The sequence below is a fragment of the Oceanibaculum pacificum genome (assembly GCF_001618175.1).
Classification (GTDB): Bacteria; Pseudomonadota; Alphaproteobacteria; order Oceanibaculales; family Oceanibaculaceae; genus Oceanibaculum; species Oceanibaculum pacificum.
Window position 1 is genome coordinate 1 of record NZ_LPXN01000140.1, and the last position, 20,632, is coordinate 20,632.

At 64.4% G+C, this 20,632-nt stretch carries 18 protein-coding genes; 8 read left to right on the forward strand and 10 right to left on the reverse strand.

Annotation, left to right across the window (positions count from 1 at the left end; genetic code table 11):
- From AUP43_RS14890 to AUP43_RS14905, 4 genes are all read right to left on the reverse strand, one after another.
- Positions 1-1,755 (reverse strand): xanthine dehydrogenase family protein molybdopterin-binding subunit (locus tag AUP43_RS14890; RefSeq protein ID WP_067558782.1); only part of this gene is annotated, 1,755 nt, incomplete at its 3' end.
- A gap of 121 nt (positions 1,756-1,876) precedes the next feature.
- Positions 1,877-4,369: a sensor domain-containing protein gene (locus AUP43_RS14895; protein WP_067558785.1), complete on the reverse strand. Its 2,493-nt coding sequence runs from the start codon at positions 4,367-4,369 to the stop codon at positions 1,877-1,879.
- A gap of 218 nt (positions 4,370-4,587) precedes the next feature.
- A complete protein-coding gene (locus AUP43_RS14900; RefSeq protein WP_067558787.1) occupies positions 4,588-5,235 on the reverse strand; it encodes a DNA-3-methyladenine glycosylase family protein in 648 nt (215 codons plus the stop codon).
- Entirely contained in the window at positions 5,232-6,245 is a 1,014-nt protein-coding gene (locus AUP43_RS14905) for an NADP-dependent oxidoreductase (RefSeq protein ID WP_067558790.1), read from the reverse strand. The genes AUP43_RS14900 and AUP43_RS14905 overlap by 4 nt, the downstream gene beginning before the upstream one ends.
- 185 nt (positions 6,246-6,430) lie before the next feature.
- On the opposite strand from AUP43_RS14905, the gene AUP43_RS14910 reads away from it, so the two are divergent.
- Complete coding sequence (locus AUP43_RS14910) at positions 6,431-7,180, forward strand: creatininase family protein (protein ID WP_067558793.1); 750 nt, start codon at positions 6,431-6,433, stop codon at positions 7,178-7,180.
- A 122-nt stretch (positions 7,181-7,302) separates the two neighbouring features.
- Positions 7,303-8,277: a protein-methionine-sulfoxide reductase catalytic subunit MsrP gene (gene msrP, locus AUP43_RS14915; protein ID WP_067558795.1), complete on the forward strand. Its 975-nt coding sequence runs from the start codon at positions 7,303-7,305 to the stop codon at positions 8,275-8,277.
- On the opposite strand, the gene AUP43_RS14920 is transcribed toward msrP, so the two are convergent.
- Entirely contained in the window at positions 8,270-8,644 is a 375-nt protein-coding gene (locus AUP43_RS14920; protein WP_067558798.1) for a hypothetical protein, read from the reverse strand. The genes msrP and AUP43_RS14920 overlap by 8 nt on opposite strands.
- A 133-nt stretch (positions 8,645-8,777) precedes the next feature.
- A complete protein-coding gene (locus AUP43_RS14925) occupies positions 8,778-8,987 on the reverse strand; it encodes a DUF3185 family protein (RefSeq protein WP_067558801.1) in 210 nt (69 codons plus the stop codon).
- A gap of 143 nt (positions 8,988-9,130) precedes the next feature.
- On the opposite strand from AUP43_RS14925, the gene AUP43_RS14930 reads away from it, so the two are divergent.
- Positions 9,131-9,463: a hypothetical protein gene (locus AUP43_RS14930; protein ID WP_067558804.1), complete on the forward strand. Its 333-nt coding sequence runs from the start codon at positions 9,131-9,133 to the stop codon at positions 9,461-9,463.
- Between the two features lie 6 nt (positions 9,464-9,469).
- Here AUP43_RS14930 and AUP43_RS14935 read toward each other — a convergent pair whose 3' ends face one another.
- Positions 9,470-9,970: an MgtC/SapB family protein gene (locus tag AUP43_RS14935; RefSeq protein ID WP_067558807.1), complete on the reverse strand. Its 501-nt coding sequence runs from the start codon at positions 9,968-9,970 to the stop codon at positions 9,470-9,472.
- A gap of 184 nt (positions 9,971-10,154) precedes the next feature.
- Here AUP43_RS14935 and AUP43_RS14940 point away from each other — a divergent pair, with 184 nt between their 5' ends.
- Positions 10,155-12,137, forward strand: coding sequence for a methyl-accepting chemotaxis protein (locus tag AUP43_RS14940; protein WP_198154927.1), 1,983 nt, complete (start codon positions 10,155-10,157; stop codon positions 12,135-12,137).
- A gap of 236 nt (positions 12,138-12,373) precedes the next feature.
- Here AUP43_RS14940 and AUP43_RS19105 read toward each other — a convergent pair whose 3' ends face one another.
- From AUP43_RS19105 to trxB, 3 genes are all read right to left on the reverse strand, one after another.
- Positions 12,374-13,603, reverse strand: coding sequence for a hypothetical protein (locus AUP43_RS19105; protein ID WP_157089374.1), 1,230 nt, complete (start codon positions 13,601-13,603; stop codon positions 12,374-12,376).
- Between the two features lie 398 nt (positions 13,604-14,001).
- Positions 14,002-14,895 carry a LysR family transcriptional regulator gene (locus AUP43_RS14945; RefSeq protein ID WP_067558811.1) on the reverse strand — a complete coding sequence of 298 codons (894 nt, stop codon included), beginning with the start codon at positions 14,893-14,895 and terminating at the stop codon, positions 14,002-14,004.
- 75 nt (positions 14,896-14,970) lie between these two features.
- The gene (gene trxB / locus AUP43_RS14950) at positions 14,971-15,966 is read right to left on the reverse strand and encodes a thioredoxin-disulfide reductase (RefSeq protein ID WP_067558814.1); all 996 of its coding nucleotides are present in this window, start codon (positions 15,964-15,966) and stop codon (positions 14,971-14,973) included.
- Between the two features lie 256 nt (positions 15,967-16,222).
- On the opposite strand from trxB, the gene AUP43_RS14955 reads away from it, so the two are divergent.
- From AUP43_RS14955 to AUP43_RS14970, 4 genes are read left to right on the forward strand one after another with little or no spacing between them, the layout of a single operon-like run.
- On the forward strand, positions 16,223-17,098 hold the full coding sequence (locus AUP43_RS14955; RefSeq protein ID WP_067558817.1) for an ABC transporter permease: 876 nt from the start codon (positions 16,223-16,225) through the stop codon (positions 17,096-17,098).
- Positions 17,095-18,096, forward strand: a complete 1,002-nt coding sequence (locus AUP43_RS14960) for an ABC transporter ATP-binding protein (protein ID WP_067558820.1) — start codon at positions 17,095-17,097, stop codon at positions 18,094-18,096. Before AUP43_RS14955 ends, AUP43_RS14960 begins: the two co-directional genes overlap by 4 nt.
- A complete protein-coding gene (locus AUP43_RS14965) occupies positions 18,093-19,106 on the forward strand; it encodes an ABC transporter ATP-binding protein (RefSeq protein ID WP_067558823.1) in 1,014 nt (337 codons plus the stop codon). Before AUP43_RS14960 ends, AUP43_RS14965 begins: the two co-directional genes overlap by 4 nt.
- A gap of 13 nt (positions 19,107-19,119) precedes the next feature.
- The gene (locus tag AUP43_RS14970) at positions 19,120-20,607 is read left to right on the forward strand and encodes an amidase (RefSeq protein ID WP_067558826.1); all 1,488 of its coding nucleotides are present in this window, start codon (positions 19,120-19,122) and stop codon (positions 20,605-20,607) included.
- The last annotated feature ends 25 nt before the right edge of the window (positions 20,608-20,632 follow it).

The window sequence follows — 20,632 nt, forward strand, 5'->3', positions numbered from 1 at the left end:
GTCGGTGCCGGCGATGGTGAACACGGCGTCGTCATACTCGATATCCGCCTCGGCCGCTTCCAGCAGATGGGCGGCCAGCTTCTGCGCCTTCTCCTTCAGCTGCGCCGACGCGCCATCCAGCGCCGCGCCGCCGACCGGCACCGAGCGCGAGCCGCCCGTGCCGCGGCCGGTGGCGATCTCCGCCGTGTCGCCCTGCTTCACCGTGATCTGCTCCAGCGGCAGGCCCAGATGCTCGGAGACGATCTGCGCATAGGCGGTCTCGTGGCCCTGGCCGTTCGACTGGGTGCCGATCAGCACGGTGGCGGTGCCATCCTCGTTCACCGTCACGCGGGCGGTCTCGTCGGAGCCGCCGCCGCAGGCTTCCACATAGGTCGACATGCCGATGCCGCGCAGCTTGCCGCGCTTGCGCGCCTCCGCCTTGCGGGCGTCGATGCCGGCCCAGTCGGCGTTGCCCATCGCCTTTTCCATATGCGCGGTGAATTCGCCGCTGTCATACACGTCGCCCAGCGCGGTGCTGTAGGGCATCGCCTCGGGCGGGATGAAGTTGCGCCGGCGGATTTCGTCGGGTGACAGGCCGATCTCGCGGGCCGCCTTGTCGACCAGCCGCTCTACCAGATAGGCGGCTTCCGGCCGGCCCGCGCCGCGATAGGCGTCGACCGGCACGGTGTTGGTGAACACGCCATGCACATGCACATGCACCGCCGGGGTCTTGTAGAGCCCCTGATACATGTTGGAACCGGCCATGGTCGGCACGAAGGTTGCGTAGTTGGAGAGATAGGCGCCCAGATTGGCGGTGATATGCACCTGCAAGGCCAGGAAGTTCCCGTCCTTGTCCATCGCCAGGGCGGCGTCGGTCACATGGTCGCGGCCCTGGGTGTCGCTGACGAAGCCCTCGGAGCGGCTGGAGACCCAGCGCACCGGGCGGCCGACCTTTCGGGCGGCGTACATCACCAGCCCATGCTCGCGATACAGGAACAGCTTCATGCCGAAACCGCCGCCGACATCCGGCGTGACAACGCGGATCTTCTCCGGTGCTACCTTGAAGATATTCTCCGCCAGCAACCCGCGCAGCGTGTGCGAGCCTTGCGAGGTGGTATACAGCTCATAGCTGTCATTGTCGGCATCGTAAGTGCCAAGCGCGACGCGCGCCTCCATCGAGTTCACCACCAGGCGGTTATTCACCAGCCGCACGCGGGTGATGTGGTGCGCCTTGGCGGCGTTCTCCTCGGCCAGCGCGCCGTTGCCCATTTCCCAATCGAAGCAGACATTATTCTTCGCCTGCGGCCACACCTGGGCAGCCCCCGGCGCCATCGCACCCCCGGTGTCGGCGATGGCGGGCAGATCCTTGTAATCCACCTCGATCAGCTCGGCGGCATCCTGCGCCTGCTCGACCGTCTCGGCGACGATGAAGGCGACCGCGTCGCCGCCGTGGCGCACCGTGCCCTGGGCCAACAGCGGGTAGGGCGGCATGACGCTGCCCGAACCGTCGCGATTCTTGATCGGCACCCGGCAGGGGATGTCGCCCAGCCCGTCGGCGGCGATGTCGGCGCCGGTCAGCACCGCCAGCACGCCGGGAGCGGCCTGGGCGGCGGAAATATCGGTGATGGTGAAGTCGGCATGCGCGAAGGGCGCGCGCAGCACGAAGCCATGCGCCTGGCCCGGCAGGTCGATATCGTCGGTGTAGCGCCCTTTTCCGGTGATGAAGCGCTGGTCTTCCTTGCGCGTCATTGGCTGGCCGATGCCGAACTGACCCATGATGGACCGCCTCTTGGCTGTTGTCGCGATGGCTGGATTACCGCCCCGCCGACAGGATGCAGGGCGCGTAGAGGATAATAGGCGACAGGATTATGGCGTCAAACCGGCAAATGGCGGGCGCCTACCAGCTTGCGTTCTGGCGGATCAGCTCGGTCGCGGCGATGGCGTCGCGCGGCTTGGAGAAATAATAGCCCTGGGCGTATTCCACGCCGAGCGCGCGTAGCTGGGCGAGCTGTTCGGGAGTTTCCACCCCCTCGGCGATGACGTCGAGGTTCAGATTATGCGCCAGCGCCGTGATGGTGCGCACGATTTCCAGATTGTCGCGGTTGGTCACCATGTCGATGACGAAGGATTTGTCGATCTTGATGGTGTCAATCGGAAAGGTGCGCAGATAGGCCAGCGACGAGTAGCCGGTGCCGAAATCGTCGACCGACAGCTTGATCTTCAACTGCTTCAGTTGCTCCAGCATCTTGGCGGAACGCTGGGCGTTCTCCATCAGCGCGCTTTCGGTGATCTCCAGCTTCAGGCAGGAGCCGTCCAGCCCGACCGCCTGCAGCGTCTCGACCACGCTGCGCACCAGATCGACCTTGCCGAATTGCCGGCCAGAGAGGTTCACGTTGATCTGCAGCGGCATCCGCTCGGGGAATTCCGCGTGCCAGGCGCCCATCTGCTCGCAGGCGCGGCGCAGCACCCATTCGCCAATCGGCACGATCAGCCCGGTTTCCTCGGCCAGCGGGATGAAATCCAGCGGCGAGATCACGCCGTGATCATTGTGCCGCCAGCGCACCAGCGCCTCGAAGCCGGCTATGCGCCCGGTATCCAGCGACACGATGGGCTGGTAATGCAGCACCATCTCGTCGCGGTCGAGCGCGCGGCGCAGGTCGCTCTCCAGATCCAGCATGGCGACGGCGCGGGTGTGCAGCGTGGCGTGGAACAGTGCAACGCGCGCCTTGCCCTCGCTCTTGGCGCTGTACATGGCCAGGTCGGCGTCGCGCAGAATATCCTCCGGCCCGCCATAGTTCGGATCCCACAGCGCCACGCCGATGGAGGCAGTGGTGACGATCTCCTTGCCGTCCAGGTCCAGCGGCAGGGAGATTGCGGCCAGCATCTGGTGCGCCAGGGCGGCAGCCTCGACGCTTGAGCTGGTATCCTCCAGCAGCACGGCGAATTCGTCGCCACCCAGGCGCGCCACCGTGTCGCCCTCGCGGATCGCCTCTTCCAGTCGCCGGGCGGTGCGCACCAGCAACTCGTCGCCGCGAATATGGCCCAGGCTCTCGTTCACCACCTTGAAGCGGTCCAGATCGATCAGCAGAACGGCGAAGGCCGGGGTGCCGCTGCGCTTGCCGCGCGCCACGGTCTGGCGCAGCCGGTCGATGAACAGCACGCGGTTCGGCAGGCCCGTCAGCGTGTCGTGCAGTGCATCGTGCTGCACCCGCTCCTCGGCCAGCTTGCGCGCGGTGATGTCGGTCTGCGAGCCGGCGATGCGGTAGGCGCGATGGTTGCGGTCACGTACCGCCAGGCCGCGGGTCAGCATCCAGTGGTAGGTGCCGTCCTCATGCAGCATCCGGTGCTCGCTCTCGAAATGCGAGAGCGCGCCGGCCAGATGCGCGTCGAGCTGGGCGGTCACCTGCTGCACGTCGTAGGGGTGGATGCGGCTGAACCATTCCTCCGGCCCGTCGCCGATCTCCGGGTCGGCGAAGCCCAGCATCTGTTTCCAGCGTCGGGAAAAGAAGATGCGGTTGGCTTCCAGGTTCCAGTCCCAAAGCCCGTCATTGGCCCCGGCGGCAGCGAGGGCGTAACGCTCCTCGCTCTCGCGCAATGCCTCTTCGGCGCGCTTGCGCTCTGTGATGTCGGTAAAGGTGGCGACCAGCCCGCCATCGCGGATCGGCACGACGCGAATTTCCAGCATCCGCCCCCGCGTCGTGCGGCGCTCATAGATGTGGCCGCGCGAATTGGTGAGCTGCTGATAGACGTCGCGCGCCAGCGTCTCGGAATCGCCGGCGCCGTAATCGCCGCGCCCGGCGCAGAAACGGATGATGTCCACCAGCGGCGTGCCGACGGTACGGAATTGCGGCGGCAGGTCGATCAGCTCGACATAGCGCTCGTTCCACAGGGTCATGCGATGGTCGCGATCGTAGGCGGCCATGCCCTGGCTGATATTCTCCAGCGTGTCGCGCAGCATGTTGGAATAGCGCTCCAACTGCTCCTCGCGCTGCTTGATGTCGGTGATGTCGTGATGAATGCCGGCATTGCCGCCATCGACCGTCTTGTGCTCGCTGATCTGCACCCAGCGGCCGTCGCTCTGCAATTGCTCAATCTGGCCGGAGGGCGAATTGTGCCGGGCGATTCGCTCCTCGATCCAGCTTTCCGTGTCGCTCAGCAGCCCGGCCTCGCGCTTGTCGCCGGCGTCGATCTCCAGCAGGGCGCGATAGGGCGTGCCGGGCTGGCAGAGCGGGGCGAGGTGCGGGTAAAGCTGCCGATAGCGTTCGTTGCAAAGCACCAGCCGGTCGTCGGCGTCGAAAAACACGAACCCCTCATCGACGCTTTCCAGCGCATCGATCAGCAGCCCCTCCATATCGAGGCTGGGCGGCAGGGGGTGAATACGGGTCGGCATCGCCTACCGCCAGCTTGGGGATAAAGACGTCAAGCCACCGACAATCGAGACGGCAAGCGAAGATCGAGCGGGGGCAGCGGTAGCGGTCATATATTGCCAGCAATTAATATGAAATCCGTCCCATTGCCGAAACTTTAAAGAATCAGATGCATTTACGCTACCTGGAATAAGGGCGTAGGGAAATATTTGGTCAGAATTTCCCGATGCTCCCGGCATGCTTATAAATCCGCCGTGCTGGGCCGCGCGCGCAGATGGCGATAATAGCGCCAGAGCAGCAGGGCGGCGGCGCTGCGATAGGGCCGCCAGCATTCGGCGGTGGCATCCATCAGCCGGGCGCCGGGCCGTTCCGGCAATCGCTTCAGATGCTGGGCGGCGACCTGTAGGGCCAGGTCGAGTGCTGGCCAGATATCGCGCCGGCCGAGCGCGAACATCAGGTAAATCTCCGCTGTCCAGCGGCCGATGCCGGTCAGCGCGGTCAGCCGGGCCATCGCCTCCACATCGGATAGTTCGTGCAGATCGTCCAGCGCCAGCCGGCGTTCCGCCACTTCCAGCGCCAGGATGCGGGTATAGCGCAGCTTCGGCCTGCTGAGGCCACAGCCCAGCAGGGTGGCGTCGTCGGCGGCGCACACGGCTTGCGCAGTCACCGTGCCGAAGGCGTCCAGCAGCTTGCGTTGGATCGCCTTGCCGGAGGCGACGGATACCTGCTGCTCGACAATGATGCCGAGCAGCGAGGCGAATCCGGGCTCCAGGATGCGCGGCGGCGGCGGGCCGACAAGTGCCGCCGCCGCCGCGATATCCGGATCGAGGCGGGCAAGCGCGGCCAAATCCTCGGCCAGCGCCGCCTGCCGCTGCAGCGCCAGGCTCATTCGGCGATCTTGATCAGCGTCTTGCCGAAATTCTTGCCGTTCAGCATGCCGATGAAGGTGGCCGGCGCATTCTCCAGCCCGGCTACGATGTCTTCTTTGTATTTCAGCTTGCCGTCGCGCACGAACTGGCCCAGGCGCGCCAGGCCCTCCGGCCAGCGGCTGTGCCAGTCGAACACGATCATGCCCTGAATGGTCACCCGGTTGGTCAGCACCGAGCGCAGGATGGACGGGCCGGAATAGCCGTTCGGCATGTTGTAGTGCGAGATCAGGCCGCACACGACCATGCGGGCGCGCAGATTGAACAGGGTGGCGACCGCATCGGTCACCGGCCCGCCGACATTGTCGAAATAGACGTCGACGCCATCCGGGCAGGCCTTCGCGAGGGCGGCGGCCAGGTCCTTCTCCGCCTTGTAGTCGATCACGGCGTCGACCCCCAGCTCGTCTTTCACATAGGCGCATTTGTCCGGCCCGCCGGCGATGCCGACCACCCGCGCCCCGGCGATCTTGGCGAGCTGGCTGACCACGGCGCCGACAGCGCCCGAGGCGGCGGAGACCACCACCGTCTCGCCCGGCCGCGGCTTGCCGATCTCGAACAGGCCGAAATAGGCGGTCAGGCCCGGCATGCCCAGCACGCCGACGGCGGTGGAGATCGGCGCCAGGGAAGGATCGATCTTGCGCAGCTCCGATCCTTCCAGCAGGCCATATTCCTGCCAGCCGATGGTGCCGTTCACGATATCGCCGGGCTTGAAGCCGGCATGCTTCGATTCGACGACGCGGCCGACCACGCCGCCGGTCATCACATCGCCAATCTCGGTGCTGGCCGCGTAGGATTTCGCCGCGCTCATGCGGCCGCGCATATAGGGATCGAGCGACAGATACAGCGACTGGACGAGCACCTGGCCGCGTTCCGGCGCGCCGATGGCGGTTTCCACCAGCTTGAAATTCTCCGGCGTCGGCTCGCCGACGGGGCGGGACGCCAGGGTGATCTGGCGGTTCTTCTTCTCGGTCATGATCTTGGTCCCACGAATTGCGGAAGAGGGTTTCGCCGAACACGCTAGCCGCCGGCCGGGGCGGGCGCAATCGCCGCCGGTCATGTCATGCGTGCATACAGACGTTCCGAAGCAGCCGCTGACAAGCGCGGCGCAGCCGTGTCACTGTTTCGGCTTGTTCCGCATCCGACACGAGGAAACCGCCAATGCAGTTGCATCTGAGCACCTGGGAAGAGGTCGAGCGTTACCTGGAGACCTCCAAAGGCATCATCATCCCGATCGGCTCGACCGAGCAGCACGGCCCGAACGGGCTGATCGGCACCGACGCGATCTGCCCGGAAGTGATCGCCAAGGCGGTCGGCGACGAGACCGGCGCGCTGGTCGGGCCGACCATCTCCATCGGCAACGCGCAGCATCATCTGGGCTTCGCCGGGTCGGTCACGGTGCGGCCGACGACGCTGATCGCCATCATCGAGGATTATGTCGCCTCGCTGGCCCGCAACGGGTTCGAGCGGTTTTATTTCCTGAACGGCCATGGTGGCAACATCGCCACCATCGGCGCGGCCTTCGCGGAGATCTATGCCGATTACAGCCTGGCCATACCCGGCTCCAACCGGCCGCAGGTGCGCTGCACGCTGAAGAATTGGTGGGACACGCCCGGCGTGCAGGCGCTCTCCAAGGAGCTGTATGGCGACAGGGACGGATCGCACGCCACGGCCAGCGAGGTGTCGGTGACGCAGTTCGCCTATCCCGACCACATCAAGCATAAGGAGATGAAGCAGGCCGGCCGCGCGCCCCGCGCCTTCGCCGATGCCGACGATTACCGCAAGCTCTATCCCGACGGCCGCATCGGCTCCGACCCGACGATGGCCCGCCCGGAGCATGGCGAACGCCTGGTCGCGGCCTCGGCCCGCGAGGTGGCGGAGGATTACAAGAAGTTCCTGGCCCAGGCGTGATCATGCGCCGTCGGCACGGCTCGCCGTCGGCCCGTCTCACGGGCATTTCACCATCTGGTGATTTGCCCGCGGCGGCCCGAGGGCTATGTTGATGCAAAGACACAGCGCACGGGAACATGACCATGCTGATAAAGCGCAAGCGCGGCTGGGAGATGCCGGAATCGGCCGTGACCTCGGAAACCCATTTCCGGGATCGCCGCCGGCTGATGAAGGGCATCGCCGCCGGCTCCATCCTGGCCGCCGCCGCGCCGGGGCTGACGGCCTGTGGCAGCGAGGCCGCGCCGATGGACGATCCGTCCGCCGGGCTGTATCCCGCGCAGCGCAATATGCGCTACCGCGTCGACCGCGACCTGACCAGCGAGGAGCTGGCGACCAGCTACAATAATTTCTACGAATTCGGCTCCAGCAAGAACATCGTACGCGCGGCGCAGAAGCTGCCGATCCGCCCCTGGACCGTCACGCTGGACGGCATGGTGGAAAAAGAACAGCAAATCGCCATCGACGATCTGTTGAAGCAGGTGAAGCTGGAGGAACGGGTCTATCGCTTCCGCTGTGTCGAGGCCTGGGCGATGACTGTGCCCTGGACCGGCTTTCCGATGCGCAAGCTGGTGGAGATCGCCAAGCCGCTGTCGGGGGCGAAATATGTCCGCATGGAAACCTTCATGGACCCGTCCATAGCGCCGGGCCAGAAGCAGAGCTGGTATCCCTGGCCCTATGTCGACGGGCTGACCATGGCCGAGGCGACCCACGATCTGACGCTGCTGGCCACCGGCATCTACGGCAAGCCGCTGCCGCCGCAGAACGGCACGCCGCTGCGCTTCATCACGCCATGGAAATACGGCTTCAAGCAGGTGAAATCCATCGTCCGCTTCACCTTCACCGATCAGCGTCCGGTGGGGTACTGGGAGGCGCTGCAGGCGCGTGAATACGGCTTCTGGGCCAATGTGAATCCGGAAGTGTCGCACCCGCGCTGGAGCCAGGCGACCGAACGCCTGCTGGGCTCGGACGAGCGGGTGCCGACCCAGCTTCATAACGGCTATGCCGAGTTCGTCGGCGACCTCTACAAGGGCATGGAAGGCGAGAAGCTGTTCATGTGACGCCCCCACCACGCGCGTTTAGGCTGTCGGCGAAGAAAGCGGCGTAATCCTGCACGGTGAAGCCGGCAAGCGCCGTGCCGCCGGCGATATCCTCCAGCGCGTCGTCCGCCAAGACAGCGTCGTCGGAAAGCGGAATCGGCAAATACAGCGCCGTCGGGTTGGCGCGCCGGTCCATCGCCACAGGGGCGCGGCCCGCCGGCAGCGACTCGACGATGATCTCCAGCCCGGGCGATATCTCGATGCCAGCCTCCGCCAGGACGGCATGGGGCGCGGCCAGCAATTCGGCGCGGAAATCGGCGCTGAGGCTGGCGCGCTCGATTATTTCCGTGATGCGGTCCAGGACGGTGCGTTGGACGGATATGTTCATCGGCTCTTCCCCCGCCTGTAGCCGTGATCGTTTCTTGCTAGCGCGTGAAGGGTTAACGCCCGGTAAAAAAACCGGCGACCCTGGGAGGGATCGCCGGCAAGTCGAACAGGGAGGAGACAGAGAAAGCGGCGGATCAGATCCGCCGGCCGAAAAGGGCGAGCCCGCCCCCGGCTACCAGGGCGACGACGCCCAGGATGATGTACCACATGGTGTCTTCGGTATAGCGGCCGGTCAGGGCATTCGAGAGCTGGTCGACCGGCGCCTCGGAGGCATTGTGGCCGAACACCAGCAGAATCGCCCCGACGGCGAGAAGAACGAGACCGATAAGGCGCATGCCCGTCATTTTTTCTCTCCTGGCCCTTTGGCGGGCCATCGAAATTGTTTCACTGACAATAAAACGCGAAAGTTATGGCTTGGTTCCCTTCTGGTTGCCGATTGCGGCGCTGGCCAGCTGGCACTAGAATCGACACCCAGGGAGGAACTGGCATGCAAGCGATTCTGTCCGGCATCCTGATGCTGCCGTTGGCCACCGGCCCGGCCGAGCCGATGCCGCGCGTGCTGGTGCAGGCAACCCCGCTGGCCCCGCCGGCAATGTCCGCGCCCGCCCGGCCCGCGCCTCCTCCCGCCATGCCGGCCCAATCGCTGGCGCCGATGCCGGGTGCTGCGCCCGCGCCGGAGCCGAAAGTCTATCTGGCCGAACCGGCCTCGAAGGAGGAGGCGGCGCTGCAACTGCGCGTGCTGCGCCATCTGTTCGAGGAGAAAATGATCAGCGCCCAGGATTACGAGGCGCGCCGCCAGCACATACTGGCCAGCCAGTAGCGGCGGTCATTCCTCCCCCTGCTCCTCGATTCGCCGCTGCTTGGCGGGGTGGGCGAACTGCCGCAGGCCGACCATCGCGATCAATCCGATAACCGTGGCGATCGCCGCGATCAGCATATAGCCCAGCCCGCAGGCCACGCCGATGGAGCCGGCCAGCCACATGCCGGCCCCCGTGGTCAGGCCCTGCACCCGCGCCCGGCCCTGGATGATCGCGCCGGCGGCCAGGAATGCCACGCCGGCCGTCACCGCCTCGATCACGCGCACCGGGTCGGCCCGCACATTATCGTCGTTCAAAAGGTCGGAATGCACGATCTCCAGCGTGATGACGGTGAAGGTCGCGGCCGCCACCGAGGTCAGGATATGCGTGCGCAGACCCGCCGGCCGATCCTTGGATTCCCGCTCGATGCCGATAAACGCACCGAGGATCGCGGCGATCAATAGCCGGCCGACAAAGATCATCGTCGGCATCTCGGTCGGGACATAGATGCCCGCCCACCATTCCACCATGGCCTGTTTCCTCTCGCCGTGCTTGAGCGCCGGTAATGGCGTCATGGTGAAACGGTGGCGGCGGCGTTTGGTTTCATCCGGGCGGGCTTAGGGGACATATGAATAAAATTTTAACTTATGGAGTGTATGGGTAACGTGAGGGTGAGGGGTATGCCCTTATCCTAATATTAATTGAGAGGCGGTTATGAAGCTTTCCGTCAAAATGGTGTTGATGGGCGTCCTGTTCGGGCTGGGCGCCATATTGCTGGCGTCGGGCGTGACCAATGTCGTTTCGTTACGTGGCGCCGATAAAGGGCTGCGCCTTGTCTATAACGACCGTGTCTTGCCGCTGGAACAGCTGAAAGCAGTCTCGGACGATTATGCCGTCTTCATCGTCGACGCCAGTCACAAGGTGCGCAACGGAAATTTCAGTTGGGAAGAAGGCCAGGCGTCCGTGCGCGACGCGGTCGCCCGGATAGAGAAGACCTGGCCGCTATACGCAGCCGGTACTCGTATGGTCGCGTCGGAAAAGAAGCTTCTGACGGAGGCGCAATCCCTGCTCGGCCCGGCCGATAAGCTGGTCATGGACCTTGGGGCCATCCTTCAGCGCAAGGATGCGGCGGCTTTGGACGATCTGGTGAAAAACCGACTGTACCAGACGCTTGATCCGCTGACCGAGAAGATCGGCGATTTGGCCCTGATTCAAGCTGTCGAAGCCGAGAAAATCTACGAGGAAGCACATGCGCGGGACGAGAGCGCCGTTCTGATCGCCGAAATCCTGGTCGGGCTTGGTTTGATCGCCACCGCTTTCGGTTTCTTGATCGTGATCCGCCGCGTAACCAGGCCGATCGACCGGTTGACCGCCACTTTGCGCGTATTGGCGGCCGATGAGTACAGCATCGACGTGCCCTTCACGCAGAAGGGCGATGAAATCGGCGAGATGGCGCGCGCTATCGATGTGCTGAAGGCGCATGGGCTGGAGGCGCAACAGCTGCGCGCCGCCCAGGAAGAGCAGCGCGCCGCCGCCGAGAAACAGAAGGCCGCAGCCCTGGAGGCGATGGCCGCCAAGGTCGAGTCGGAAACCCGCAGCGCGGTCGACCGCGTGTCGGAACGGACCGAGGCGATGGACCTGCATGCCGGTTCCATGGCGCAATCGGCCGAGAATGTCTCGATGAACAGCCAGGGCGTCGCCGCCGCGGCGCAGCAGGCGCTGCATAATGCCGAGACGGTTGCCTCGGCGGCGGAGGAGATGGCGGCGTCGATCCGCGAGATTTCCGTCCAGGTCAATCATGGCAGCAGCGTCAGCCGGCGCGCGGTCGAGACCGGCGAGCGGACGCAGCGGACCATCGCCACCCTGTCCGACGCGGTTATGCGCATTGGCGAGGTCGCGACGCTGATCTCCGACATCGCCGCGCAGACCAACCTGCTGGCGCTGAACGCCACCATCGAGGCGGCGCGCGCCGGGGAAGCCGGCAAGGGTTTCGCGGTCGTGGCGTCGGAGGTGAAGAATCTGGCCGGCCAAACGGCCAAGGCCACCGAGGAGATCGGCCGGCAGATCGGCGAGATCCAGTCGGTCACCCGCACCTCGGTCGATGCGGTGCGCGAGATCGGCAGCACCATCGAGGAGATGAACCACATCTCCAGCGCGATCTCCGCCGCGATTGAGGAGCAGGGGGCGGCGACGGAGGAGATCAGCCGCAACATCACCCAGGCGGCCCAGGCTGCCCGCGAGGTCTCCGCCCGGATCGACGATGTCTCGCACGAAGCCGGCTCCTCCGGCACCCGTGCCGCCACCGTGCGCGACACCGCGGCCGAGGTGGCCCAGGCCATCGCCAGCCTGCGCCAGGTGCTGGTGCGCGTGGTGCGTACCTCGATGAGCGAGGTGGACCGCCGCAAGTTGGAGCGCGTCCCGTTCAATGCGCCCTGCACCCTGGCCTTGCCCGGCCGCACGGTCCAGGGGCAGCTGGAAAACCTGTCGGAGGGGGGCGCGCTCGTCTCCGGCGTGCCGGATGTGCCCGCCGGCGCGCGCGGCACCCTGACGCTGGGCAGCGGGGGATTTCGCGAGGCCCTGCCCTGCACGGTGCTGGAGGCGTCGCCCGAGGGGCTGCGGCTGCAATTCTCGGCCCCCGCCGACCAGATCGCCCGCCTACGCGCCACGCTGGGCGCGATGTTCGGCCGCGCAGCCTGACCGGGCTTGAGGCCCAGAAGAAGCAGCGGAGTCCGTTTGGGCCTCCGCTGCTTCTTTGTGTAAGTGATTAACGATAATGCTTGATGGTGCTTAATTGGGAGCTAAGCTTCCCCAGCAAGTGCATCTTGCTCGGTTTCTTCTCTCAGCGCCGCCGTTCCGACATCTTCCGCGTCTTTTCGGTCTTCCTTGAGGCGTGGCGCTCGCGGTTGCCAAATTTTTAGACGTTCGGCTGCCTGCTAATAAAAATCGGGGACAATGGTTTCAAGTTCGGAAATGAAATTCTTCCGCTGACCGAACCGGGGTCCTAAGTCCTTTGTCATAACGATGTCAAATGACAGCAATACCAATCCAGGGCGCTCGATAGAGAGTAGGTCGGGATTCTCTCGCAGTGCTGCCAACGGATGTTGAGTGGAAGCCGCACGACCTGGCCAATAGCACCGAATATGCAGTCCGGACGGTTCCGATTTTTGAAGTTGCCGGAGTAGCCAGTTCAACCTAGCTTTCGCGCTTTTCAAATCTTCTGGTGCCTTTAGTTTGATTGAGAGGGTCAAGGCGCGCGCCTTAAAGTCCGCGCAAATATGGATTGGAGCTGCGCAATCGGGCACTTCTAGAATAGCTGTTAATTGGGCCTGCTCCGCTAGTGTCCGTTGAGCATCCCTTTGACGTTCCACTGGGTTTGCTGCATGAGAACGAGACATTTTTACCTTAACAGATGTTTCTAGCTGGCGGCTCAATACCAAGCAAAGGTCCCCGATCTCCTGGTGCCATGCGCCTACCACCTCCTGTGTTTCAGTGGCATTCACCGCAACTGGTGCCCCTGCAATGACCTTTGAGACAACCTCAGTCCAGGCTGCAGGCATTTGATCGAAGCCTTTTACTCCCGAACTTGGGTGCAAAAGGAAGCGATTCATTTCCCGCAAGATAACGCGCTGCTCGCGATCCGAAACCTCGTCATCACTTAAATGCAGAGTGGACTGTGTGACTACATACATCCAGGACCAGTGATAAAGTTCAACTTTACGACGATTGGGGGGGACGTTTAGAGGATGATGGGTCGGTAGTGGCGTAAATTGATTTGAAAGGGTTATGAGCGCATCGATACTGTTGGCTTTCGCTAAGTTTAAGTACGCTTCTATTTGCTCAATCGTGAGATCGGAATTCCCAACCTTCGCTTCTACAAGAGCGGTCCATTGCTTTGAACCATTGTTGAGTAAGATAAGACCGTCCGGACGTGCCGAAGACCCATTTTCGTTTTTCTTTAGAACAACTTCTGTAAATGTCTCGATCTTTGTGCGTGCCCGTATGGGGGCGTCGATGCTTGTTAGCAATGATCTTCCAAACTCATCGACCGTCTCAAAACAAGACAGGAAAATAGAGAGGGTTCTACCCTCTCGTGATGTGTCAGCCAGTACAGGAAATAAACGGGCTCTCTCGCCGCGAGACAACATACTCGGTAGTTCTGCCATTTTCCCCTCCCCATTACTTCTGGTGAAGTCTGGCAGGTTTAAATGATGGCAACAAGTATGGGTGTGCTTGAGGAGAAAATACCGCCTATGAGTGTGCCTGTTTCTGTGTAGCGAGCGCGGGCATGCGTCTGAGCGGACTTTCTCGCCGAGCACAAAAAAATGCCGGCAATCGAAGGATTGCCGGCAAGTTGAACAGGGAGGCTTCACGTCTGGGAGACGTGGGTTCCGAGGAACCCTCACCGAACCAGGTTCGGTGGATGTTGCAACGCAACATCGAAGTGATTAAGAGATAGGCTTCGGCGTGCCGAAATTCCATGCATAAAATATCAGTCCCGTCATGCGGCGTGTGCATGGCAACGGGCTGAGTGTTGCAAAATAATTAAGACGAAGCCCGTATATTAGAAGTTCTCGGCGGCAACCTGCTGCAGGAGGAATTCGCGCAAAACAGTTATGCGCTTGGAATTACGCAATTCTTCCGGATAGACGAAGTAGGCGGGCACTTGCGGCCCTTCGACCTCCGGTAGAACCTGCTGCAATTCCGACCCCTGGCGGACCATATAGTCCGGCAGGGCGGCGATGCCGATTCCGGTCATGCAGGCCCGGTAGATTGCATAGTAATTGTTCACCGTCAGCGCCGGGTCCACCGTAACGCCGCTTTCGCGCTTGGCCAGATGCAGCAGCCAGTTGGCGTCCGGGAAGGGCAGGTGGGTGCGCTCGCCATAGATGATCAGCCGGTGCTTGGCCAGGTCGCCCGGCGTCTTCGGCTCGCCGAACTGCTGGAGATAGGCCGGCGAAGCGAACAGATGGAAATGGATGTTCATCAGATGCCGCTGGATCAGATCCGGCTGGCGCGGCGGCGCCATGCGGATCGCCACGTCGGCCTCGCGCATCGACAAATCCAGTTCGTCATCGTCGACCAGCAGGGTGACGGCAATCTCCGGGTAGGAATCGACGAAATTCTTGATGTTGGGCGTCAGCCAGGTGGAGCCGAAGGCCACAGTGGTGGTGATCTTCAGCGGCCCCTTCGGCTTTTCGCGGCCTTCCGACAGCATTGCCTCGGTCATGGCCAGCTTGGAGAAAATCTCCCGCGTGGTGCGGTAGAGAATTTCGCCCTGCTCGGTCAGGATCAGGCCGCGCGCATGGCGGTGGAACAGCGGCACGCGCAACCGCTCCTCCAGCCCGCTGATCTGGCGGCTGACGGCTGACTGGCTCAAGTTCAATGTTTCACCGGCGTGCGTGAAGCTGCCTGCTTCCGCTACCGCGTGAAAGACGCGGAGTTTATCCCAATCCATGACAGGATGATGACTACCCAGAGGTGCGAGCGCAACTAAAACCGTTGCACGGCAAAGGTTTGGCGTTAGTGGCGGCTATTGGGCCGCCACGGTGGCTGCATCCTCGACGGGGGCTGCGATATGGCCGGGCTCGGTGGCGGCAAGGAAACGCTCGGCCTCCAGCGCCGCCATGCAACCCATGCCGGCCGCGGTGATGGCCTGGCGGAACACCTTGTCCTTCACGTCGCCGGCGGCATAGACACCGGGAATGCTGGTCTCCGTCGAATCAGGCTTGGTGATGATATAGCCTTCCGAATCCATGTCCAGCTTGCCCTTGAACAGGGACGTGGCGGGATCGTGCCCGATGGCGACGAAGAAGCCGTCGACGGCGAGTTCACGCAGGCTGCCATCCTGGGTATTTTGCAAGCGCACGCCGGTCACCTGGTTCGGATTCTCGGTGCCCAGCACCTCGACCACTTCCTGGTTCCAGATCACCTCGACCTTCGGGTTGCGGAACAGCCGCTCCTGCATGATCTTCTCGGCGCGCAAGCTGTCGCGGCGATGGACCAGCGTCACCTTGGTGGCGTGGTTGGTGAGGTAGATCGCCTCCTCCACCGCCGTATTGCCGCCGCCGACGATGGCCACTTCTTTCCCCCGGAAGAAGAAACCGTCGCAGGTGGCGCAGGCCGAGACGCCGCCGCCCTGGAACTTCTTCTCCGATTCCAGCCCCAGCCAGCGCGCCTGCGCGCCGGTGGCTATGACCAGCGTGTCGGCGGTGAAGCTGTCGCCGGAATCCGCCGTGGCGCGGAACGGCCGCTGGGTCAGGTCGACCTCGGTGATGATGTCGAAGATGATCTCGGTGCCGACATGGCGCGCCTGCGCCTCCATCTGCTCCATCAGCCACGGGCCCTGGATCGCCTCGGCGAAGCCCGGGTAATTCTCCACATCGGTGGTGATGGTGAGCTGGCCGCCCGGCTGCAGGCCCTGCACCAGAATGGGATGCAGATTGGCGCGCGCGGCGTAGACGGCGGCGGTGTAGCCGGCTGGGCCGGACCCGATGATGAGCAGCTTGGTGTGTTTATGCGTCGGCATGGAAAGCAACCTTACTTTGAGATTGCCTCAACATAGGCGGCGACGGCGCGCGAAACAATCGCGGGGTTGCGTTGGCGCCGCCGTCTTTTCCCGACCCAGCGGATTGACCCCACCGGTTTTTTGTCATCATACTTTACAAGAACAAGCTGTCTTAAGGCAGCGCTTATAAACCGGGGGCAGGTCTGGACTGATGGCTCAACGAACTGAAATCGCTGTGAAATCATCCTCGCTCTTGCGCCGCGGAGGCTTCTGAGCGATGGCGGCCGTTACCGACGCCGCGGTCCCGCGCGCGCCATCGCTGCTGGCGAAGACCGGCACGGCGATCCGGCGCAACCCAACCATCTTCTTCGGCGGCGCGATCCTGCTGATCCTGGTCGCGCTGGCGGCGCTCGCCCCCTGGATCACTGGCGACCCCCTGAAGCTGACCCCGTCGCAGCGGCTGCGCCCGCCGTCGGAGCGCTGGTGGTTCGGCACCGACCAGTATGGCCGCGACGTGTTTGCCCGCACAATCCATGGCGCGCGGGTGTCGCTGGTGGTCGGGCTGTCGGTGGCGGCCTTCGCCAGCGTGATCGGGCTGACGCTGGGGCTGCTGTGCGGCTATTTCCGCAAGGTCGACGCCATCGTCATGCGGGTGATGGACGGCATCATGTCGATCCCTTCCATCCTGCTAGCCATCGCGCTGATCACGCTGACCCGGCCGGGCCTCGGCATCGTGCTGGTCGCCATCGTCATTCCGGAGGTGCCGCGCGTGGTGCGCCTCACGCGTTCCGTCGTGCTGTCGATCCGTAGCCAGCCTTATATCGAGAGCGCAATTTCCGGCGGCACGCGCGGGGCGAAGCTGCTGATCCGCCATATCCTGCCCAACACCATGGCGCCGCTGATCGTGCAGGCGACCTATGTCTGCGCCTCGGCCATGCTGGTGGAGGCGGGGCTGAGCTTCCTGGGGGCCGGGGTACCGCCCGAGATTCCGAGCTGGGGCAACATCATCTCGCAGGGCCGCGCCTTCTTCCAGATCGCGCCTTGGAGCATCCTGATCCCCGGCGCCTTCCTCACCCTGACCGTGCTGGCGGTCAATCTCCTAGGCGACGGTCTGCGCGACAGGCTCGACCCCCGGCTATCGAGGCGCATGTGAGCATTCTGCAAGTACGCGACCTGCACACGCAGTTCTTCACCCAAGACGGCGTGGTGCGCGCGGTCGACGGCGTGTCCTTCGACCTCGACCAGGGCGAGACGCTGGCCATCGTCGGCGAATCGGGCTGCGGCAAGTCGGTCACCGCCATGTCGATCCTGCGGCTGATCCAGGCCGAGACCGGGCGCATCGTCAGCGGCTCTATCAAGTTCGAGGGGCGCGAGCTGACGACGCTGACGGAAGAGCAGATGCGCGGCATTCGCGGTCACGACATCTCGATGATCTTCCAGGAGCCGATGACGAGCCTGAACCCGGTGCTGACCATCGGCACGCAGATTGCCGAGAATGTCGTGCGGCACCTTGGCGTGTCCTGGCAGGAAGGGCTGAACCGGGCGCAGGAGATGCTGGAGCTGGTGAAGATTTCCGACGCCAAGCGCCGGCTGGACGAGTACCCGCACCAGCTTTCCGGCGGCATGCGCCAGCGCGTGATGATCGCCATGGCGCTGGCCTGCCGACCGAAGCTGCTGATCGCCGACGAGCCGACCACGGCGCTGGACGTGACGATCCAGGCGCAGATCCTCGATCTGATGCTGGAGCTGAAGGAGAAGATCGACGCCGCCATCGTCATGATCACCCACGATCTGGGCGTGGTGGCGGAGACCGCGCAGCGCGTCGTCGTCATGTATGCCGGCCGCAAGGTGGAGGAGGCGACGGTGGGGGAGCTGTTCGCCCATCCGATGCACCCTTATACGCGCGGCCTGATGCGCGCCATTCCGCGCCTCGACATCGATGCCGAGGCGGAGGGCCGCCGCGCCCGGCTGCAGGAAATTCCCGGCATGGTGCCGGTGCTGACCCAGCCGATCCCCGGCTGCGCCTTCGCGCCGCGCTGCCCCTTCGCGACCGAGAAATGCACCGCCGAGCGGCCGCCCCTGGTGGAGAACCGCCCCGGCCATATCGCCGCCTGCTGGCACACCGACCGCGTTCTGGAGCAAGCGGCATGAGCGACGACAAGCCGAGCCTGGAGGTCCGCAACCTCGTCAAGCATTTCCCGATTCATGGCGGGCTGTTGCAACGCCAGACCGGCACGGTGCGCGCGGTCGACGGCGTGACCTTCTCGATCCGGCGCGGCGAGACGCTGGGCGTGGTCGGCGAATCCGGCTGCGGCAAGTCTACCGTCGGCAAGACAGTGCTGAAGCTGCTGGAGCCGACCGCCGGCGAGATCCTGCTGGACGGGGTGGATGTCACCGATTTCAGTCCAGGCCAGATGTGGTCGCACCGCCGGCAGATCCAGACGGTGTTCCAGGATCCCTATTCCTCGATGAACCCGCGCATGCGGGCCGGCGATATCGTCGGCGAGCCGCTGGAGAATTTCGGCCTCGCCCGCGGCAAGGCGAAGGACGAACAGGTGGCCAGCCTGTTCCAGCGCGTCGGCCTGCGGCCGGAGAACATGCGCAAATTCACCCATGAATTCTCCGGCGGCCAGCGCCAGCGGCTGGGCATCGCCAAGGCCCTGGCGGTCAATCCCGAGGTGATCGTGGCCGACGAGCCGGTCTCCGCCCTGGACGTCTCGGTGCAGGCCCAGGTGCTGAATCTGCTGATCGATCTGCAGGAGGAATATAAGCTCGCCTATCTGTTCATCAGCCACGATCTCGGCGTGATGCGCCATATCAGCCATCGCATCGCCGTCATGTATCTGGGCCGGGTGGTGGAGCTGACCGACAAGCGCACGCTGTTCACCCGGCCGCTGCATCCCTATACCGAGGCGCTGCTGTCGGCCGCCCCGGTGCCTGACCCGGCCAGGAAGCGCGCGCGGCGCATCATCCTGCCCGGCGACGTGCCCAGCCCCGCCAAGCCGCCCAGCGGCTGCCATTTCCACACGCGCTGTCCCTACGCCATCGCGGAGTGCAAGACGGTCGACCCGAAATTGCTGGAGGTCGCCCCCGGCCATCAAGTCGCCTGTATCCGCCGGCCGGTCGGTACCGATTTCGCCCCCCTGACGCCCACTCAATAGAAGGCACTGTCCCATGTCCTCCGATGCGCTTCTGGCGCTGTCCGCCGTCGAGCTGCGGCGGCTGATCGGCACGAAATCCGTCTCCCCCGTCGAGCTGCTGGAAGCCTGCATCGCCCGCATCGAGGCGGTGAACCCGGCGGTGAACGCCATCGCCGCCAAGGGCTATAAGCGCGCCCGCGCCGAGGCCAAGGCGGCCGAGGCGGCGGTGCTGGCCGGCGAAGAGCTGCCGCCGCTGCACGGGCTGCCGTTGGGCGTGAAGGATTTGCAGGATACCGAGGGGCTGCTGACCACCCATGGCTCGCCGCTCTACCGCGACAATGTGCCGGCGCGGGATTCGGCGCAGATTGCGCTGGTGCGCAAGGCCGGCGCCATCGTGACGGCCAAGACCAACGTGCCGGAATTCGGCGCCGGGGCGAATTCGCGCAACCCGGTCTGGGGGGCGACCGGCAACCCCTTCAACCCGACGCTGAATGCCGGCGGCTCCTCGGGCGGATCGGCGGCGGCGCTGGCCTGCGACATGCTGCCGATCTGCACCGGCTCCGACACCGGCGGTTCCTTGCGCATTCCGGCGTCGATCTGCGGCATCGTCGGCTTCCGCCCCTCGCCGGGGCTGGTGCCGATGGACGGGCGCGGCCTGGGCTGGACGCCGATCTCGGTGCTGGGGCCGATGGGCCGCACCGTCGCCGACACGCGGCTGCTGTTCGGCGCGCAGATCGGCGTCGACGATCGCGATCCGCTGTCGCAGCCGCTCGATCCTGTCGCCGCCTCGGCCAGCCGGCCGCTCGACCTGTCGCGCCTGCGCGTCGCCTGGACGGCGGATTTCGGCCAGTGCCCGGTGGCGTCCGACATCAAGCAGCTGATGCGCACCCGGATGAAGGCGATGGGCCGGCTGTTCAAATCCTGCGATGAGCTGGATTTCGATTTCGGCGAGGCCGACCGCATGTTCGACGTGGTGCGCGCCCAGAGCTACGTCGCGCGCTACAAGCATTCCTACGATACCGAGCGCGAGAAGCTGGGGCCGAACATTATCGCCAATTACGAACTCGGCGCGGCGATGACCATGGCCGACGCCGCCTGGGCGCATACCGAGCAGACCCGGCTGTTCCGCCGCTTCCAGGCGCTTTACCAGGATTACGATCTGATCATCGCGCCGACCACGCCGGTCAGCCCCTTCCCCTGGACCCAGCTCTACCTGACCGAGCTGGAGGGGCAGAAGCTGCGCAATTATTACCACTGGCTGTCGCTGACCTATTTCATCACGCTGGTCACCAACCCGGCGATCTCGCTGCCCTGCGGCGTCGATGGCAACGGCATGCCGTTTGGTCTTCAGGTCATCGGCCGGTTCCGCGGCGATCTGGAGTTGCTGGACGCCGCCCAGGCGCTGGAAAGCGCCTTCGCCTCCATCCCCGGCCTCGCCCGCCCGAAGCCGGACATGGCGACGCTGGTAACGCCGCGCCCGGATCTGAAATCTATCGTCACCGCGCCGCCGGTGGAGGCATGATCCGTCCCTCGCCCCGGAAGGGGAG

Excerpts from the sequence above, each read along its gene's own strand:
- AUP43_RS19105 (WP_157089374.1), bottom strand. The coding sequence starts at position 13,603 with ATGGCAGAACTACCGAGTATGTTGTCTCGCGGCGAGAGAGCCCGTTTA.
- AUP43_RS14925 (WP_067558801.1), bottom strand. The coding sequence starts at position 8,987 with ATGACGGGCATGCGCCTTATCGGTCTCGTTCTTCTCGCCGTCGGGGCG.
- msrP (WP_067558795.1), top strand. The coding sequence starts at position 7,303 with ATGCTGATAAAGCGCAAGCGCGGCTGGGAGATGCCGGAATCGGCCGTG.
- trxB (WP_067558814.1), bottom strand. The coding sequence starts at position 15,966 with ATGCCGACGCATAAACACACCAAGCTGCTCATCATCGGGTCCGGCCCA.
- AUP43_RS14905 (WP_067558790.1), bottom strand. The coding sequence starts at position 6,245 with ATGACCGAGAAGAAGAACCGCCAGATCACCCTGGCGTCCCGCCCCGTC.
- AUP43_RS14900 (WP_067558787.1), bottom strand. The coding sequence starts at position 5,235 with ATGAGCCTGGCGCTGCAGCGGCAGGCGGCGCTGGCCGAGGATTTGGCC.
- AUP43_RS14935 (WP_067558807.1), bottom strand. The coding sequence starts at position 9,970 with ATGGTGGAATGGTGGGCGGGCATCTATGTCCCGACCGAGATGCCGACG.
- AUP43_RS14955 (WP_067558817.1), top strand. The coding sequence starts at position 16,223 with ATGGCGGCCGTTACCGACGCCGCGGTCCCGCGCGCGCCATCGCTGCTG.
- AUP43_RS14895 (WP_067558785.1), bottom strand. The coding sequence starts at position 4,369 with ATGCCGACCCGTATTCACCCCCTGCCGCCCAGCCTCGATATGGAGGGG.
- AUP43_RS14970 (WP_067558826.1), top strand. The coding sequence starts at position 19,120 with ATGTCCTCCGATGCGCTTCTGGCGCTGTCCGCCGTCGAGCTGCGGCGG.
- AUP43_RS14920 (WP_067558798.1), bottom strand. The coding sequence starts at position 8,644 with ATGAACATATCCGTCCAACGCACCGTCCTGGACCGCATCACGGAAATA.
- AUP43_RS14940 (WP_198154927.1), top strand. The coding sequence starts at position 10,155 with ATGAAGCTTTCCGTCAAAATGGTGTTGATGGGCGTCCTGTTCGGGCTG.
- AUP43_RS14930 (WP_067558804.1), top strand. The coding sequence starts at position 9,131 with ATGCAAGCGATTCTGTCCGGCATCCTGATGCTGCCGTTGGCCACCGGC.
- AUP43_RS14910 (WP_067558793.1), top strand. The coding sequence starts at position 6,431 with ATGCAGTTGCATCTGAGCACCTGGGAAGAGGTCGAGCGTTACCTGGAG.
- AUP43_RS14965 (WP_067558823.1), top strand. The coding sequence starts at position 18,093 with ATGAGCGACGACAAGCCGAGCCTGGAGGTCCGCAACCTCGTCAAGCAT.
- AUP43_RS14945 (WP_067558811.1), bottom strand. The coding sequence starts at position 14,895 with ATGGATTGGGATAAACTCCGCGTCTTTCACGCGGTAGCGGAAGCAGGC.